At 60.5% G+C, this 15,726-nt stretch carries 14 protein-coding genes and 1 riboswitch; of the genes, 4 read left to right on the top strand and 10 right to left on the bottom strand.

What is annotated here, in order from left to right; all coding sequences use genetic code 11:
• Window positions 1–11: 11 nt before the first annotated feature.
• From pseI to pseB, 6 genes are read right to left on the bottom strand one after another with little or no spacing between them, the layout of a single operon-like run.
• Entirely contained in the window at window positions 12–1,073 is a 1,062-nt protein-coding gene (gene pseI, locus RCH91_RS14845) for a pseudaminic acid synthase (RefSeq protein WP_373694398.1), read from the bottom strand.
• A gap of 11 nt (window positions 1,074–1,084) precedes the next feature.
• Window positions 1,085–1,630 (bottom strand): UDP-4-amino-4,6-dideoxy-N-acetyl-beta-L-altrosamine N-acetyltransferase, encoded by a 546-nt coding sequence (gene pseH, locus RCH91_RS14840; protein ID WP_306535751.1) that lies wholly within the window; start codon window positions 1,628–1,630, stop codon window positions 1,085–1,087.
• Complete coding sequence (pseG, locus tag RCH91_RS14835) at window positions 1,624–2,685, bottom strand: UDP-2,4-diacetamido-2,4,6-trideoxy-beta-L-altropyranose hydrolase (RefSeq protein ID WP_306535750.1); 1,062 nt, start codon at window positions 2,683–2,685, stop codon at window positions 1,624–1,626. The genes pseH and pseG overlap by 7 nt, the downstream gene beginning before the upstream one ends.
• Window positions 2,686–2,700: 15 nt before the next feature.
• Window positions 2,701–3,387: a pseudaminic acid cytidylyltransferase gene (gene pseF, locus RCH91_RS14830; protein WP_306535749.1), complete on the bottom strand. Its 687-nt coding sequence runs from the start codon at window positions 3,385–3,387 to the stop codon at window positions 2,701–2,703.
• Window positions 3,384–4,553: a UDP-4-amino-4,6-dideoxy-N-acetyl-beta-L-altrosamine transaminase gene (pseC, locus tag RCH91_RS14825; RefSeq protein ID WP_306535748.1), complete on the bottom strand. Its 1,170-nt coding sequence runs from the start codon at window positions 4,551–4,553 to the stop codon at window positions 3,384–3,386. The genes pseF and pseC overlap by 4 nt, the downstream gene beginning before the upstream one ends.
• Window positions 4,550–5,578: a UDP-N-acetylglucosamine 4,6-dehydratase (inverting) gene (gene pseB, locus RCH91_RS14820; RefSeq protein ID WP_306535747.1), complete on the bottom strand. Its 1,029-nt coding sequence runs from the start codon at window positions 5,576–5,578 to the stop codon at window positions 4,550–4,552. The genes pseC and pseB overlap by 4 nt, the downstream gene beginning before the upstream one ends.
• 388 nt (window positions 5,579–5,966) lie before the next feature.
• Between pseB and RCH91_RS14815 the strand changes: the two genes are divergently transcribed.
• On the top strand, window positions 5,967–6,761 hold the full coding sequence (locus RCH91_RS14815; protein ID WP_306535746.1) for a PilZ-like domain-containing protein: 795 nt from the start codon (window positions 5,967–5,969) through the stop codon (window positions 6,759–6,761).
• A gap of 89 nt (window positions 6,762–6,850) precedes the next feature.
• Here RCH91_RS14815 and RCH91_RS14810 read toward each other — a convergent pair whose 3' ends face one another.
• Genes RCH91_RS14810 through RCH91_RS14800 form a run of 3 tightly spaced genes read right to left on the bottom strand, consistent with a single transcriptional unit; the run spans window position 6,851 to window position 8,737 of the window.
• Window positions 6,851–7,654, bottom strand: a complete 804-nt coding sequence (locus tag RCH91_RS14810; protein WP_306535745.1) for a flagellar motor protein MotB — start codon at window positions 7,652–7,654, stop codon at window positions 6,851–6,853.
• A gap of 6 nt (window positions 7,655–7,660) precedes the next feature.
• Window positions 7,661–8,428 carry a flagellar motor protein gene (locus RCH91_RS14805; RefSeq protein ID WP_306535744.1) on the bottom strand — a complete coding sequence of 256 codons (768 nt, stop codon included), beginning with the start codon at window positions 8,426–8,428 and terminating at the stop codon, window positions 7,661–7,663.
• A gap of 45 nt (window positions 8,429–8,473) precedes the next feature.
• A complete protein-coding gene (locus RCH91_RS14800) occupies window positions 8,474–8,737 on the bottom strand; it encodes a flagellar FlbD family protein (RefSeq protein ID WP_306535743.1) in 264 nt (87 codons plus the stop codon).
• A 275-nt stretch (window positions 8,738–9,012) separates the two neighbouring features.
• Between RCH91_RS14800 and RCH91_RS14795 the strand changes: the two genes are divergently transcribed.
• Both RCH91_RS14795 and RCH91_RS14790 read left to right on the top strand, forming a co-directional pair.
• On the top strand, window positions 9,013–9,390 hold the full coding sequence (locus RCH91_RS14795; RefSeq protein WP_306535742.1) for a flagellar protein FlaG: 378 nt from the start codon (window positions 9,013–9,015) through the stop codon (window positions 9,388–9,390).
• A gap of 379 nt (window positions 9,391–9,769) precedes the next feature.
• A complete protein-coding gene (locus RCH91_RS14790) occupies window positions 9,770–13,768 on the top strand; it encodes a chitobiase/beta-hexosaminidase C-terminal domain-containing protein (protein ID WP_306535741.1) in 3,999 nt (1,332 codons plus the stop codon).
• Window positions 13,769–13,843: 75 nt separating this feature from the next.
• Here the strand turns inward: RCH91_RS14790 and RCH91_RS14785 are convergent, their stop codons facing one another.
• A complete protein-coding gene (locus RCH91_RS14785; RefSeq protein ID WP_306535740.1) occupies window positions 13,844–14,698 on the bottom strand; it encodes an HDOD domain-containing protein in 855 nt (284 codons plus the stop codon).
• A gap of 146 nt (window positions 14,699–14,844) precedes the next feature.
• Here RCH91_RS14785 and yihA point away from each other — a divergent pair, with 146 nt between their 5' ends.
• Window positions 14,845–15,459, top strand: coding sequence for a ribosome biogenesis GTP-binding protein YihA/YsxC (yihA, locus tag RCH91_RS14780; protein WP_306535739.1), 615 nt, complete (start codon window positions 14,845–14,847; stop codon window positions 15,457–15,459).
• Window positions 15,460–15,519: 60 nt separating this feature from the next.
• Window positions 15,520–15,704: riboswitch (cobalamin riboswitch) on the top strand.
• Window positions 15,705–15,726 lie beyond the last annotated feature (22 nt).

Genomic DNA, 15,726 nt, shown 5'->3' with positions numbered 1-15,726 from the left:
CCTTTCCTGCGTTATTCGTTGCCTAACAGGTTCCAGTCGAGGGGGGTTCCCTTTCTGATGTCCCGGGCCGCCTTTCTGCCGAGGAAGAGTTCCAGGTATTTCGTCGGCAGTCCCAGGCCGGGGCGGATGGCTTTCAGGTTTTCCGGCCCGAAGGTTTCGCCTCGGGCGATGTCCCGCACCACGTAGAGGGAGCGGCGGAACTTCAGCGACGGCACTTCCCGCGCCGTGGGGCCGTAGCTGATGCCCCCGAGAGCCTGCCAGGCCCTGAGGGTTTCATCGGCCAGCATCTTCATCTCCTGGGGCTCCAGGGAGAACGCGGAATCGACCCCGCCGTCGGCCCTGGAGAGGGTGAAGTGCTTCTCGATGACCGTTGCGCCCAGGGCCACTGCGGCGACTGCCACCCCTGTCCCCATGGTGTGGTCGGACAGCCCTGCCTCGCAGCCGAACAGCTCGCGCAGGTGGGGGATGGTGCGGATGTTGGTGTTTTCGGGGGTGGCGGGATAGGTGCTGGTGCACTTGAGGAGGATCAGGTCACGGCATCCCCCCTCCCGGGCAGTGCGGACCGTCTCGTCCAGTTCGGCCACGGTCGCCATGCCCGTGGAGATGATCATCGGCTTGCCGGTGGCGGCAACCCTGCGGATGAGAGGGAGGTCCGTATTCTCGAAGGAGGCGATCTTGTAGCAGGGGACCTGGAGCGCTTCGAGGAAGTCGACGGCGGTTTCGTCGAAGGGGGTGCTGAAGCAGATGAGCCCCCGATCTCGGCAGCGGTCAAAGATGGGGCCGTGCCACTCCCATGGGGTGTATGCCTCCTGGTAGAGTTTGTAGAGGGATGCCCCCTGCCAGAGGCTGTTGGGATCGCTGATGTGGAACTCGCCTTCATCGCTGTCGATGGTCATGGTGTCGGCGGTGTAGGTCTGAAGCTTGAGGGCATGGGCACCCGAGTCGGCCGCCGCATCGACAATCGCCAGTGCCCGGTCCAGGGACTGGTTGTGATTGCCTGACATCTCGGCGATGATGAATGGCGGCTGGTCCGGACCGATGGTTCTGCCGCCGATAACGGTCTGTCGCATCATGGTTCACCTTTTCACGGGGCAAAGGGGTTGAACTGCTGCTTGTGGGCCTCCCACTGGTCCCTGAACAGGGCAAAGGAGAGGATGTCCTGGTAGCTTCCGTTCTTCATGACGTGGCGCACGAAGTGCCCTTCCTGGGAGAATCCGAGCCGGCGGTGAAAGGCAATGCTTGCCTCGTTGAAGGCGAACGCCTCGCCGGTCACCTTGCGGATGCCGAGGGTCCCGAAAATGTACTCCAGCCCCAGGTACCCCAGTGCCGTGCCGCTCCCCTTGGGGGCATCGGCCTCTCCGATGTAGAAGCCCCAGTGGCAGGTGCCGTTGAGGCGGTCGATCCGGGTGACGTTCACCACCCCCAGGGGGCGGTCGTTCACCTCGAAGAGCAGCGCACGGGCCGTGTCGTTCGTGCCGAGGCGCTCGAACCAGGCGGCGTGTTCCTCCCAGCCGATGAGGTGGTCAGTATACATATAGGCCCGGATCCGGTCGGCATTGCGCCATTCCAGGAGCTTTTCCAGGTCTTCCCTTTCCACGGGCCGCAGGATGCACTGCGAACGCTCTAGCATGATCCGTCTCCTTCCCCGAGAAGCGCCCTGACCAGGGGGCTTTCCTCCCGTGCCGCGCCGCTCCCCATGAGGGCCAGGGCGCGGATTCCCATCTCTCGCACCGCGCCAGGATTGCTCATGGCCCACTCCAGTTCCGCGACGATCCGGTCGACCGTTACGTCGTCGTGCCATCCCAGGTTGCGCAGTGCTCCGCCCCTCTCCACGGCCCGGATCACCTCAAGCTGATTCTGGGCGAGCACGATGGCGGCTGTCGGCAGGCCGAGGAAGCACCGCTCCCAGGTGGCGGTTCCCCCGGCGCCAAAGGCGAAGTCCGCCTCGGCCATGAAACGCGCCATGTTCTGGACCTGGCAGTGGAACGCCACGCCGGGGATGGCGGCGCACTGCTTTCGAAGCTCTTCACGACGGGGATTGGACGCACCGACCACCACATCGACCGAAAGGTTTTTCCCTCTGAACCGGGCGAGGGCATCGAGGACTTTCCCGGTTTCATTGGTGCTGTCACTGCCGCCGAAGAACACGAGCACCCGGGTGACCGTGCCGTCCCGTTCCTTCATGGAACTGCGCGCGGCGAAAAATTCCCGTCGGAGCAATGCATGCCGCGGACCCAGAAAAAGACGGCAGGTCTCGGGAACGAGGCCCCGGTAACGGCTGTCGAGGTCTGCGTAGTAATTCTGATCAAGGAGGAGGTCGCAGTCGTGGCGCCGGTTTGCCAGGTCGTCGATGACCATGATCCTTCCCACATGGGGGCGCATGGGGGACTCCCACGCCGTATCGAGGTCATAGTGGTCGACGATCAGCAGATTGGGGCGCTCTTTCCGAAGGACCGCTTCCGATTCAGCGGCATCATTTCCCTCGGGAGCCAGTCGGAGTGTGCGGAACCCCCGCGCCTCGATATGGTCGCACAGGTTTCCGGGGAGTTCCCGGCAGAGAAAGGATACGTTCGCACCCCGCTCCGCCAGGCTTTCGGCAAGGGTCAGGCACCGCATGACATGGCCGGATCCTGTCGGGATCGATGCATCGGCTCGTATGATAACGGTCTGGAGCCTGTCAGCCACAATGCACCGTCCTGTTCATGGAAACAGTGCCCGGTACATCCGTTCCGCCGTCTCCCAGTCCTCGGGGGTGTCGATGTCCTGCACCAGGTGACGCGGGATGAAGACCGGAACGGCATCACGGGAGAAAAGTCTCCGCTCTTCGAGATATCTGCCGGTGTCGGCCCAGTAGAACTGCCCCGCGTCGTGACAGGCCTCGCCCAGGTCCTGGGAGCGGCGGTCGCGGTTCTCGGGCCAGATCATCTCAAGCCGGCCGTTTGCGGTGGTGCGCAGCGCCCGGAAGATGGAATAGGCAAAGGTGGTTACCGAAAAGGCCGTCGTCGCCTCCTCGCGGCGAAGCGCCTCCAGCCCCTGGCGCAGGTAGTCGCTTCGGACAAAGGGAGCGGTGGCGTAGATGCAGCAGAAGGCGGCGGGGAGTTCTCCCCTCTCCTCCAGCCACTTCAGGGCGTGGAGCAGGACGGCGTCGGTTCCCGCGAAGTCATCGGCGAGTTCCGCCGGCCGCATGAACGGCACTTCGGCTCCATGGTCGCGGGAGACATGGGCAATTTCCTCGTCATCGGTGGAGACGATGACGCGCTCGAAGAGTCCGGACTCCCGGGCGGCGAAAATGGAGTGTGCGATCATCGGCTTGCCGGCGAATGGCTTGATGTTCTTCCGGGGGATCCGCTTGCTTCCGCCTCGCGCCGGTATGATTGCGACGTTCATTGCAGCGCCTCCCGCACCGCGTCGATGACTCTGTTCTGGTCGATGTCACTCAGTCCGGCGTAGAGGGGGAGAGTGATCACCTCCTGATAGTACTGCTCCGCTTCGGGGAAATCCCCGTCGTGAAAGCCCAGAGCCCGATAGTAGGGCTGGGTATGGACCGGAATGTAGTGGAGGTTCACCTGGATACCCTTGGCCCGGAGCGCCTCAAAGACCTCCCGCCGACCCTTCCCGAGCCGGCCGAGGTCCAGGCGGATGACGTAGAGATGGAACGCAGAATAGGCATCGGGATTCTGCCAGGGAAGGGTGAGCGGCAGGTCGCGCAGGGCGTCGTCATAGCATTTTGCCAGGTGCTGGCGCCGCTCCACGAAATCTTCGAGCCGTTTCATCTGGCTCACTCCCAGCGCAGCCTGGATGTCGGTCATCCGGTAATTGAAACCCAGCTCGATCTGCTCGTAGTACCACGGGCCGTGGGCCGCGCCTACCATGTGGGCAGGGTCGCGGGTTATGCCGTGGCTGTGGAGAAGGACCAGCCTCTCGTGCAGCTCAGGGCTGTTGGTGAGTACCATGCCACCTTCGCCGGTGGTGATGATTTTGACGGGGTGAAAACTGAACACCGCCATGGCGGAGTAATGGCACGCTCCAACCGGTTTTCCCTGGTACCTGCCGCCGATGGCGTGGGAGGCGTCTTCGATGACGGTGAACCCGTAGCGGTCGGCAAGGCGGGCGATGGCATTCATGTCGCACGACTGCCCCGCGAAGTGGACCGGAATCACCACTTTCGGCAGCCTCCCTTCCCGTGCGGCCTGCTCCAGCTTCTCTTCCAGGCGGTCTACGCTCATGTTGTAGGTGCGTGGGTCGATATCAACAAAGTCCACCGTAGCGCCACAGTAGCGCCCGCAGTTCGCCGAGGCGACGAAGGTGTTGGGGGAGGTCCAGAGGATGTCGCCGGGGCCGAGCCCCGCAGCGAGGCAGGCAATGTGGAGGGCCGAGGTGGCGCTGTTCACCGCCACGGCGTGGGCCGTGCCGCAGTGGTCGGCCACGGTTCGCTCGAAACGTTCCACCATGGGCCCCCGGGTCAGCCAGTCCGAGGAGAGAACATCCACAACGGCCTGGATGTCCTGCTGGCTGATGCTCTGACGGCCGTAGGGGATAGGGGCGCTTTTCATGCGAAATCGTCCTTGCGTCGATTGGCCTCCGGATTGAGGTGGGTGTAGATCAGCTCCCGCAGTTGCTCAACGTTCAGCCAGTCGGTGTTGGTGCCACTGTTGTAGGCAAATCCATCGCTGCAGCGTCGGCCGTCAAAGTCCTTCATGAACTGCTCGGTATCCCAGAGGGGCATGGAGGGGAGGATGACGAAGTAGTCCGTGAACTCGATGGTGTTGATTGCGTCGGTGGTGGTGATCATCTCTTCGTGGAGTTTTTCGCCGGGACGAATGCCGACGATTTCGACCCGGCAGCCCGAGTCTACGGCCTGTGCCACGTCCATGATCCGGTAGCTCGGGATCTTCGGGACAAAAATTTCGCCTCCCCACATGATGTCAAGGGCCTTGAGGACCAGTTGGACTCCTTCTTCAAGAGTGATGTTGAAGCGGGTCATCCGTTCGTCGGTTACGGGAAGCACCCCTTCGCGCTTTTTTTTCAGGAAAAAGGGGATGACGCTGCCGCGGCTTCCCATGACGTTGCCGTAGCGGACCACGGAGAATTTTATGTCTTTTTTCCCTTTGAAATTGTTGGCCGCCACGAAGAGTTTATCAGAGCAGAGCTTTGTTGCACCGTAAAGGTTGATGGGGGCGGCGGCCTTGTCGGTGCTCAGGGCCACCACTTTTTCCACTCCCTGCTCGACGGCTGTTTCGATGATGTTCTGAGCGCCAAGGATGTTGGTCTTGATGGCCTCGAAGGGGTTGTATTCGCAGGCGGGCACCTGTTTGAGGGCTGCGGCGTGAACAACGATGTCGATCCCCTCGAAAGCCCGATAGAGCCGGTCCCTGTCGCGGACATCACCGATAAAGTACCGTATCTGGCGATACCGGTCCGGCGGGAACTGCTGCGCCATCTCGAACTGCTTCAGTTCGTCCCGGGAGAAGACCACGATCCGCTTTACTCCGGGATGGGCCGTAAGAATTGTCTCGATGAACTTCTTGCCGAATGATCCGGTGCCGCCGGTAACGAGAATGGATTTTCCTGTAAGCATGTCTGCTCCGTAGGTTGTAGTGCTCGTGCGGTCTCATTGTGGAATCGCCGCACGGGGACGCAGCTGTTTTTGCTGTCAGTGGGTCACTGCAAGTAAAATGCCGGTACTTATGTGTCAAAAAAACAGAAATGGTGAGGGGGGGATGGTGTGAAATAGCCAGTTTCCGGGGGTGCTGTCGCAGTTAACAAGAGTTCCGTGGTGTGACAGAGTTTTGACTCGAAAGGACCGTGCAAGGGAGACGTTTGCGGATTAGTATGTCTTGACATGGGTTGACAAGTATGGAACTAAAGAAATGTCATATGATGCCGATAAAATACATTATGATATATATCCGGTCAAACGAACGGATTATTGAATTCAAAATCCTTCTTCTGAGGATGCCCTGGAAATGGCGGCCGATTACAACAACTACTTCGAAGAACTCCAGAAGGTAAACCTTTCGATCCGTCTCGGTGCAAACGGATCGTTCGACGGGACTGCGGCCATAACCTCCCTCAAGGGAGACCTGGTCTGGCTCGAGCTGTTCGGCAACGAGCAGCCTCCGCGCGGGGGGGTGCAGCCGGGGGGAGAGGCGTGGGTATCGGTCTGGACCGGCGGAGCCCTGTGCCGCTGCGATGCCCGGGTGGATACGGTCCGCGATGAGCGTCAGTTTTCCGTCCGTCTGGTCGGTGAGGTCAAGGAGACGCAACGACGGGAGTATTTCCGGCTCGACGTGACACTCCCTCTGCTCTACAAGGTTCTCGACGGCGCCACCCCCGAGGAGGCCGAGGCCGACTGGACCTCTGACCGGAAGGTGTTCTGCCGTCCGCCCGAAATCGTGCCGAGCGGCGAGGGGCACAAGGTTATCGACTGGGACGGTGAGGACGTCCTCCCGGTGCGGACGAACCTGAGCGGCGGCGGGATGCGCTTGAGAGTTTCCCGCCTGGTGGAGTCAGGCGCACTGGTGAAGCTGACCCTCTTTCTGCCGCTCCCCCAGCCCCGCGTCATTTACGTGGTCGCCGAGGCGCTGCGCTGTCAGGAGATAACCCTGAGCCGCGAGCCGGGCACCCACTACTCCCTTTCCCTCAAGTTCATCATGATTGTCGACCGTGACCGGGAGGCGATCATCTCCTACCTCTTCAACGAACAGCGGCGCGAGCTCATGGCGAAAAATGAGCGCGTTTCGGTGAAGGGCGGGCGGTAATTGTCCAAGCCAGTACGTAAACGGGCCGGGAAGAAATCTCCCCGGCCCGTTCTTTTTTTCTGGCATGCAATCAAGGGGATTGCCTGTCGCTACGGTTTTGGCGTCGTCTCCGGCTCCGCCTTCTCCCCTTCGTCGGAGAGAAGGACGATGTCGACGCGGCGGTTTCTTGATCGTCCTTCGCTTGTGGCATTGTCGTCGATGGGGCGGTACTCGCCGAAGCCGGCAGCAGAGATGGCGCCGGGTTCGAAATCGTAGGATTTTGTCAGGAAATGGACGATGTTGGTGGCCCGTGCAGTGGAGAGTTCCCAGTTTGAGGGGAACATGGCGGAGCTGATCGGCATGGTGTCGGTGTGCCCCTCCACCCGGACCGCGTTGGCGTAGCCGGCCAGCGATTCAGCCACCTTGGCGAGAAGAGGGTAGGCGCTCTCGCGCACGATGGCACTCCCCGAATCGAAGAACCCTGCCTCCTTGAGGCTCACCACGAGCCCCCGCCGCGTGATCCCCACGTTCACCTTGTCCTGGGCCCCCTGTTTCACCAGATAAGCTTCCATGGCTGCCTTGATGGCCCGGAAATCCTTCTCCTCGGCCCGGGCTTTTCCCCCCATCTTCTGCCCCTGGCTCCTCCCCTTGTTGAGGAGGTCGGGGGTGATGGTGGGAATGATCCGGAGATCGGAGGAGTTGATGACCGCCGGTCTGGCCGCTGACCCCTGGATGGTGGTGAAACCGAAGGATTCCCGCAGCGACTGCATGACCTGCTCCACCTTCTTTTTGTCCTGCTGCCCCATGGCGTAAAGGACGACGAAAACGGCGAAGAGGAGGGTTATGAAATCGGCATAGGAGACGAGCCACCGCTCGTGGTTGGGTTCCTTTTCATGTTTCTTCTTTCTGGCCATGAAGGACTACTTCCCTTTCTTCTCGTCTCCACCGTGCTGGACGAATGCCTTCAGCTTCTGCTCGATGAAGTGGGGGTTTTCGCCGTTCTGGATGGCGATGAGCCCTTCGATGATCATGCTCTTGCAGATGAGCTCTTCTTTGATGCCGTGCTTGATCTTGGTGCCGAAGGGGAGGCAGATGATGTTGGCGGTCATGAGGCCGTAGATGGTCGCCACGAAGGCAACGGCGATACCTGCCCCCAGCTTGGAGGAGTCCGACAGGTTTCCCATGACGTGGATGAGGCCGAGGACGGCGCCGATGATGCCGATGGTGGGGGCAAAGCCTCCGGCCGCCTCGAAGAACTCCGCGCTCTGTTTGGCGTGCTCCTCGTAGTAGGTGAGCTCGATCTCGAGGGTCTCCCGCAGTTTCTGGGGGTCGATGCCGTCAACCACCAGAGAGATTCCCTTCTTGGTGAAGGCGTCCTTGACGTTCTGGGCCTCCTGCTCCAGGGAGATGAGGCCGTTGCGCCGAGCCTTTGCCGCGTAGCCGATGATCTCCTTAATGACCTTCTCGGGGTCATGCTGGGCCGGAAAGAGGACCTTCTTGGTATCCTTTGCCGCACCGATGATCGTCTTCAAGGGGAAACTGACGAAGGCGGCGCCGAAGGTGCCCCCGAGCACGATGATCGCGGCGGTGGGCTGAATGAGGGCGGTCACGTGCAGACCCTCCAACAGCGCCCCGCCGAAGATGGCCCCGAAGCCCATTACCAGACCTATGATTGTCGCGATATCCATGTGTTAATGATCCCGTAAGAGGTTTTTTGAGTAGGGGTGCAAGATTCAGTCCTCCAGCATGCAGCAGAGGCGGTAGATGGCCATCTTCTTCCTGAAGAGGTACTTTTTGCCTGGACCGGGTGTGGCGCGACGAAGGATGATCGCCTTGAAGGAAACGATCTTGTCGACGATCGCCGGCGTCTTTTCCAGTACAAGGTACTTCTTGCCGTTGGCGAGGGTGATGTGCGTGTCGGGGGTTTCTTCGATGGTTTCGATGAGATCGGGATTAACGAAGAGCTCACTTCCATCGAGGCGTGTCAGCTTGATCATGGGTCACCTTTTGTTGAGAAGGGATAGTGGCAGTTCTCTCTCTTTGTTTCGGCTGTATCGCGAAATACTTTAGAAAAAGCCACTGTTCGGGCAGCAACTGTCGTGCCATGCGGAGGTCGATCATGTTCGCAGGTTGCCGGTATCACAGAAAATATCATGATTTTTCGGGGTGGTAGCGGGAGGGAAATTAGTCCGCCGACAAAAAAAATCCTCAAGATTTGACCGCTCGGGCCGATACGTTCCATAAGGGATATCAGCAGTCAAGGAGGAACCCCATGAATGTCGAGCTTACAAGTGTTGCCAGGGCGTTGCCGGGTGGCGTGACTGCAACGGATGCAGTGAAGCCACAACAGGCAGAAAGGCGTGACAAGGAAGTCGTAAAGGTTGAACTGCCTAAAACGGCCCTGAAGGAGCTGTCGCCTGCCGAGCAGGAAGAACGAGCGAAAGCTGCGGCCGAGAAGATCAACGAATTCATCCAGTCATTCACCCGCGATCTCCAGTTCACCGTCGACAGGGATACCGACAGGGTGGTGCTGAAGGTCCTTGATCGCACGAGCGGCGAAGTGATCAGGCAGATTCCGTCTGAAGAAGCTCTTAAGATCGCTAAGGCCCTTGACGAACTCAAGGGGTTGATCATTACGGAAAAAGTCTGATCGTCCTGCGATGTAGCGCGTAGTTTGGCAGTTGCCTCATTCGCCGGCCATCGGCGGAAGGGGTGACGTGCGTCTTAATGTCTTTAATCCGCTTTGGCACCTGTCAGATTTACGACACTCGGTGTCAAGCCCTCCCCCCCTTTTTTCGCAATTCCTTTTCTTGGCAAACATTCCTTTTTTAGTGGGCATTCAGGATGAATCGCAGAGACGTCGTCTGTGTTTTTGACTATTAGTTTCGCTAAATCAATATGATGCAAAAGTTTTTTCCGGTTGTGCCGATAAGGTATCCAGAGCGGATTGATTCGCGCCGTGGGAAGGCCAGGGTGCGAAGTCTGATACCCAGGGACGGGGCTTTTTACTGGTAAAAGGAGGCCATGTCATGGGAGTTTCAGCAAGAGTTGCCGCTTGGGTTCAAGGGAGGCTGGCCGCGGCTGCCGTCGTGTGCGGCGTGCTGCTGGTCGCGGCCGGAATGCCGGCCCTTGCCATGCAGTTGCCGGGCGAGGGAGAGATCGAACGGCTCAAGGAGTCGGGCGAGTACGAGAACCGCCGCAAATTTGCCGAGGAGATCGGCAACAACAAGATCGACCCGGAACTGGTAAAGAGGGCGGTCAACAAGGCCAAGCGCAAGGCGCTTCAGCAGCAGGGATTCGCACCGAGCGACGTGGACCAGATGGCCGGCACCTACGCTCCGCCTCCGGCCTGGAGCGGCATGCCAACCACGGGGAACGTGAAAATCTTCGCGCTTCTCATCGATTTCAACGAGTACCCGGCCGTTACCACCCAGACCAATGTGAACAGCATGCTGTTCGGTGCCGGCAGCCCTTCCGACGCGCCCTACGAGAGCCTTGCCGCCTACTACAGCCGCTCTTCCTACGGGCTGCTCGACTTCTCCGGCGGTGCTACCCTCGGCTGGTACCGGGCGGGTAACCGCAGTGCAATTCCCGAAACCCCCCCCGGCCGCGAAAACCTCATCAAGGATGCTCTCAATTACTTCGACGCCCAGGGCCACGACTTCTCCCAGTACGACAACAACGGCGACGGCAAGATCGACTACTTCCTCGTGATCTGGACCGGTAACGCCGGTGCCTGGGCATCGTTCTGGTGGGGCTACCAGACCTCCTTCTACGACACCGGCTACACCATAGATGGCAAGACCCTCGGCAAGTACTCCTGGCAGTGGGAGGGGAGTCCCTACGGCCAACAATTCAAACCCCTGGTCACGATCCATGAAACCGGCCACGCCCTGGGGCTTCCCGACTACTATGACTACAACGAGGCCTCGGGACCGAAAGGGGGCGTGGGCGGCCTCGACATGATGGACCACACCTGGGGCGACCATAACGCCTTCAACAAGTGGGTGATGGACTGGCTCTCCCCCACGGTGGTGGCGAGCGGCAGCCAGACCATAACCCTCAATCCTTCCGCCACGTCGCCCGAAGCGGTCCTCATCATGCCGACTATCACCTCCGGCGATCTGTTCGACGAATACTTCATGGTGCAGAACCGCCATCGAACCGGCAACGACAGCGGCATCCCCACCGACGGCCTCCTCATCTGGCACGTGGACGCAACCCTTAATGCCGGAGGCACCACTTACGTCTACAACAACTCCGATTCCTCCCACAAACTGCTCAGGCTCATGGAGGCCGACGGGTTGGAGGAGATCGAGAAAAACCTCTCCTACAATGGTGCCGATGCCGGCGATTTCTATGTGCCGGGCAAGACATTCGGGACGGCGACGCTTCCGTCGAGCAAGAGCTACGGCGGGCTCAACACCGGAGTGACGGTGGCCAACATCACCCGTTCCGGCTCCCAGGTTACCGCCACCTACAGCATCAATATCGCCGCCCCCTCCGGAAGCGTGAAGATCAACGGCGGAGCAACGGCTTGCAATACCACGTCGGTTGCCCTAACCCTTGCCGCCAGCAGCGCTACCGCCAACCCGGTCACCCAGATGCGCTTCAGCAATGACGACGTGAGCTGGAGCGCCTGGGAAACCTACAAAACAACCAAAAGCTGGACCATCCTCTCCGGTGACGGTGATAAAACGGTTTATGTGCAGTTCCGGAACAACGTGGGGGTCGACTCAGTATCGCTTTCCGCAACCATTACGCTGGATACCGTGGCGCCCACGGCCGTTGTCGTCGCCAACGGCGCCCTCGGCGGAGTGATCAAGGCGTCGACCTTCGGCTTCGGCGTGACCGGCGTTGCCGGCTACAAGTACAAGATCGATGCGGGCGCCTGGTCTGCCGAGAAACCCGGCACGACCGCCATGAACATTGCCGGCGTGACCACCGGCAACCATACCTTGTCGGTCGTCGGCAGGGATGCGGCCGGCAACTGGCAATCGGCCACGTCACCCACCTCCCTCAGTTGGACGGTGGACGTCACCCTACCGACGACAACCGCTTCCCCGGCCGGGGGAACCTATGTGGGGGCGCAAACCGTAACCCTCGCGGCCAGCGAAACGGCCACCATTTACTACACCACCAATGGCACCTTGCCCACCATCTCTTCGCCCGTGTATTCCGCCCCCGTTACGGTGACTCCGCCGGCCACCCTCAAGTATTTCGCCGTCGATGCAGTTGGAAACAAGGAAGCGGTCAAGACTCAGATCTATGCCGTGCCCGCCGGCGTGAAGTTGAGCGGCGTCCCCGTTGCCTTGACCAAGCTGACGAGCGCCACCGTTGGCGTGTCCGGCACCTATGTGACCTACAAATACATATTCGACGGCGGGGCCGAGTCGGCCGAAGTACCGATCAGCACGAAGATCACCAAGACCGGCCTTGCCGCAGGGAGCCACACGCTCTCGGTGCGGGGCAAAACGTCGGGAGGCGTCTGGCAGTCGGCGCCGACCACCGCCACGTGGACCATTGACCTTACCACACCGGCGACTACCGCTTCACCTGCCGGCGGAACCTATTCCTCCCCGCAGTCAGTGACGCTATCTGCCAGTGAAACCGCGACCATCTACTACACCACCAACGGCACCACGCCGACCGCTTCGTCACCCAAGTACACAGGAGCGATTCCCGTCACCACCACGACGACCATCAAGTACTTCGCCAAGGACGCCGCCGGCAATATCGAGGCGGTAAAAAGCCAGGCGTACAACTTCCCGCCGGAGACCACCCTTAAAGGCGTTCCCGCGTCCCTGACCAAGCTGGCCAGCGCACTCATCACTGTAGGCGGCGCAGGGGTGTCGGTGTACCAGTACAGTCTCGACGGCGGGGCCACCTGGTCGGCCGAGACGCCGGTCACCACCAAGATATCTCTGTCTGGTCTCACGTCGGGACTCAAAACCCTCCAGGTCAAGGGGAAACATGCCGCCACCGGCGCGTGGCAGGCCTCTCCCACCACCGCCTCCTGGACCGTCGACACGGTCAAGCCGGTTACGAGCGTATCACCGGCCGGTGGAACCTATGGGGCACCCCAGACGGTGACCCTCTCCGTCAGCGAAACGGCGACCATCTACTACACTACCACGGGGATAGCACCCACCACTGCATCACCGAAGTACACGGCGCCCATAGCCGTCAACGCCACGACGACCCTCAAATTCTATGCCGTGGACGCAGCCGGTAACATCGAGACGGTGCAGACCCAGCTTTACACCCTGCCGCTGGCGGCAGTGGTGACTGGCGTGCCTACCGCGCCCACCAAGACCACCTCCGTTTCATTGACCGTGAGTGGCGCAGGGGTTACCGCCTACAAGTACAGCCTCGATGGGGGGGCGGTTTCGGCCGAAACCCTCATCAGCGCGAAGATCGCCAAAACCGGCCTGGCAGCGGGGAGCCACACCGTGTCGGTCTACGGCAAAAACTCGGCCGGCACGTGGCAGAGCACTCCCACCACCGTCACCTGGACCATCGACCTGACCAAACCGGTTACTACGGCATCCCTGCCTGCCGGCACCTATAGCTCCCCGCAGATGGTCACCCTGTCGGCGAACGAGACGGCGACCATCTACTACACCACAACCGGTACCGCTCCAACCACAGCGTCGCCTAAGTATGCGGGGCCGGTGACGGTCACGACGACCACGACCTTTAAGTATTTTGCCGTTGACTCCGCCGGCAATGCGGAGGCCGTTAAGAGTGCCGTCTATGCGTTGCCGCCGACCGCCCTCGTTTCGGGTGTCCCCTCCGGAACAACCACGGCCACAACCGCAACTCTCGTGGTCTCTGGCGCGTATGTGACCGCCTACAAGTACAAGCTGGACAGCGGCGCCTGGTCGGCCGAGATTCCCGTTTCCCAGACCCGCACCTTCGTCGGGCTTGGGAGTGGCACCCATGCGCTCTCCGTCATCGGGAAAAACGCCAGCGGTACCTGGCAGGATGCGGCGGCGGCCACCGCGGCGGTCTGGACTGTCCAATAGAATCTCTAGGATTCTGAAACGCAAAGAGGGAAGCCATCCGGCTTCCCTCTTTGCGTTTTGATTGGGGTGTGGATGTCAGTCGTTCAGGAAGAAACTCTTGTTCTCCTCGAAGGTCTCCTGGAAGGTCTCAAGGGCCTTTTCGAGGGAGTCAGCGGTGTAGCCCAGGAGCTTCGCCTCGGGTGAATTTGCCAGATCCAGTTCCTCGTCCGACTCCCGGTCGCCGATGCCGAGTTTTTTGCAGAACTTGTTTGCCAGGCTCGCCGTGGCGGTGAGGAAGAGGTCGTACTGGTCGGTGATGGGGGCGCTTCCGAATTGGTGGTGGTACATGATGGCGGTGGAGAGGGCCTCGGGGAAGTTCCACTTCCGGATGACCAGCGCTCCCGCTTCGGCATGGGAGTAAGGATAGACGCTCCGCTCCGCCTCCACGAAGGGGAGCCCTTCGTTGTAGCAGCGCATCATCACCCCCTGGAATTTCTGGGGGTCATGGTTGTTCATGATGGTCTTGCCCAGGTCGTGGAAGAGCCCCACCAGAAAGCCGGTTTCCTCGTTGATGAATTTCCCCTGGGAGGCGATGACCCGTCCTGCCAGGGCAGCGCCGACCGAGTGTTCCCAGAGCATCTTTTCCGTGAGCCCGAAGCGCCTGCTAAGCTGTTTGAGGGAGGCGGCGATGACGAGGCTCTTCAGGGTCTTGAAGCCCAGGAGCATGATGGCGGCGGAGAGGGTGTTGATCTGCCGCTGACAGCCGTAGTAGGCCGAGTTGGAGAGCTTGAGGATGCGGGCCGCCACGGCCGGGTCGGAGGAGACCGCCTGGGCCAGCTTTTCGATGGTGACGTCCTCCTGCTCGATCAGTTCGATGACTTTGGTGGCCACCATGGGAATCGTTGGCAGGTCGACGGCGGACATGGTGAGGGTTTCGAGTTCTCTGTTCATGGGCGTTTCCTGTTGTTATGTGATACGGGGTTGTCTCTCCCCTATTGTTGCAAATACCTCGCCGGTACCTCTATCCGATTGCGCGGAACTCGCCGAGATGGTATGACTGTACCCTGTACGAACGAAGCAAGGACAGGGAGATCACGGTGAACGTAACAAACGCTGAATTCGTCACGAGCGGCACCAGGCCGGCCCATTTCCCGCCGGCGGAACTCCCGGAGGTGGCCTTTGCCGGCCGCTCCAATGTCGGGAAATCGTCACTCATCAATATTCTCGTCAACCGGAAGAGCCTGGTGCGGACCAGTTCCACCCCCGGGCGGACCCAGCTCATAAACTTCTTCCGGGTCAACGGTAATCTCATGCTGGTGGACCTCCCCGGTTACGGCTTCGCCAAGGTTCCCCTGGCGGTGAAGAGGGAGTGGGGCCCCATGGTGGAGACCTACCTCTCCACCCGCCCCAATCTCGGCTGTGTGGTACTTATCGTCGACATCCGCCGGGTCCCCACGGAGGAGGATCAGTTGATGCTCCAGTGGCTGCGGGCCTACAATATTCCGGTGCTCGTGGTGGTGACCAAGTGCGACAAGGTCTCAAAGAACGAGCGTGCCCGGCAGGCGAGCATCATCACCCAGACCCTGGGCCTCTCCCGGGACGAGATGGCTTTTTTCTCCGCCCTCTCCAGGGAGGGGCGCGATGAGGTGTGGGAGCGGATCGAGGCGATTCTGGCCTCCAGCCAGGAGGACCCGGCCGGTTCCTGCGAGTGAATACACTGTTTCAGCCATTGACTTTCGGCCCCCCCGTCTGCTAGAACAGTCGATACAACAAAATACTTTGTACGTTCAGGTGCTTTTGCCGCGCGGCAAAAGGTAAAAGGGAAAAGGGTGCGAATCCCTTGCTGTCCCGCAACTGTAAACGGCGATGAACACCGCAGCGATGCCACTGGGATAAACCGGGAAGGCGCGGATGGGAGTCGTGAGCCAGGAAACCTGCCCGAACGTCAGCTTGTCAGGACCTCCGTGGAAGAGGCTCCG

The organism is Geobacter sp. (assembly GCF_030834625.1).
GTDB lineage: Bacteria > Desulfobacterota > Desulfuromonadia > Geobacterales > Geobacteraceae > Geobacter.
This window is presented reverse-complemented; position numbering and strand designations above follow the sequence as displayed.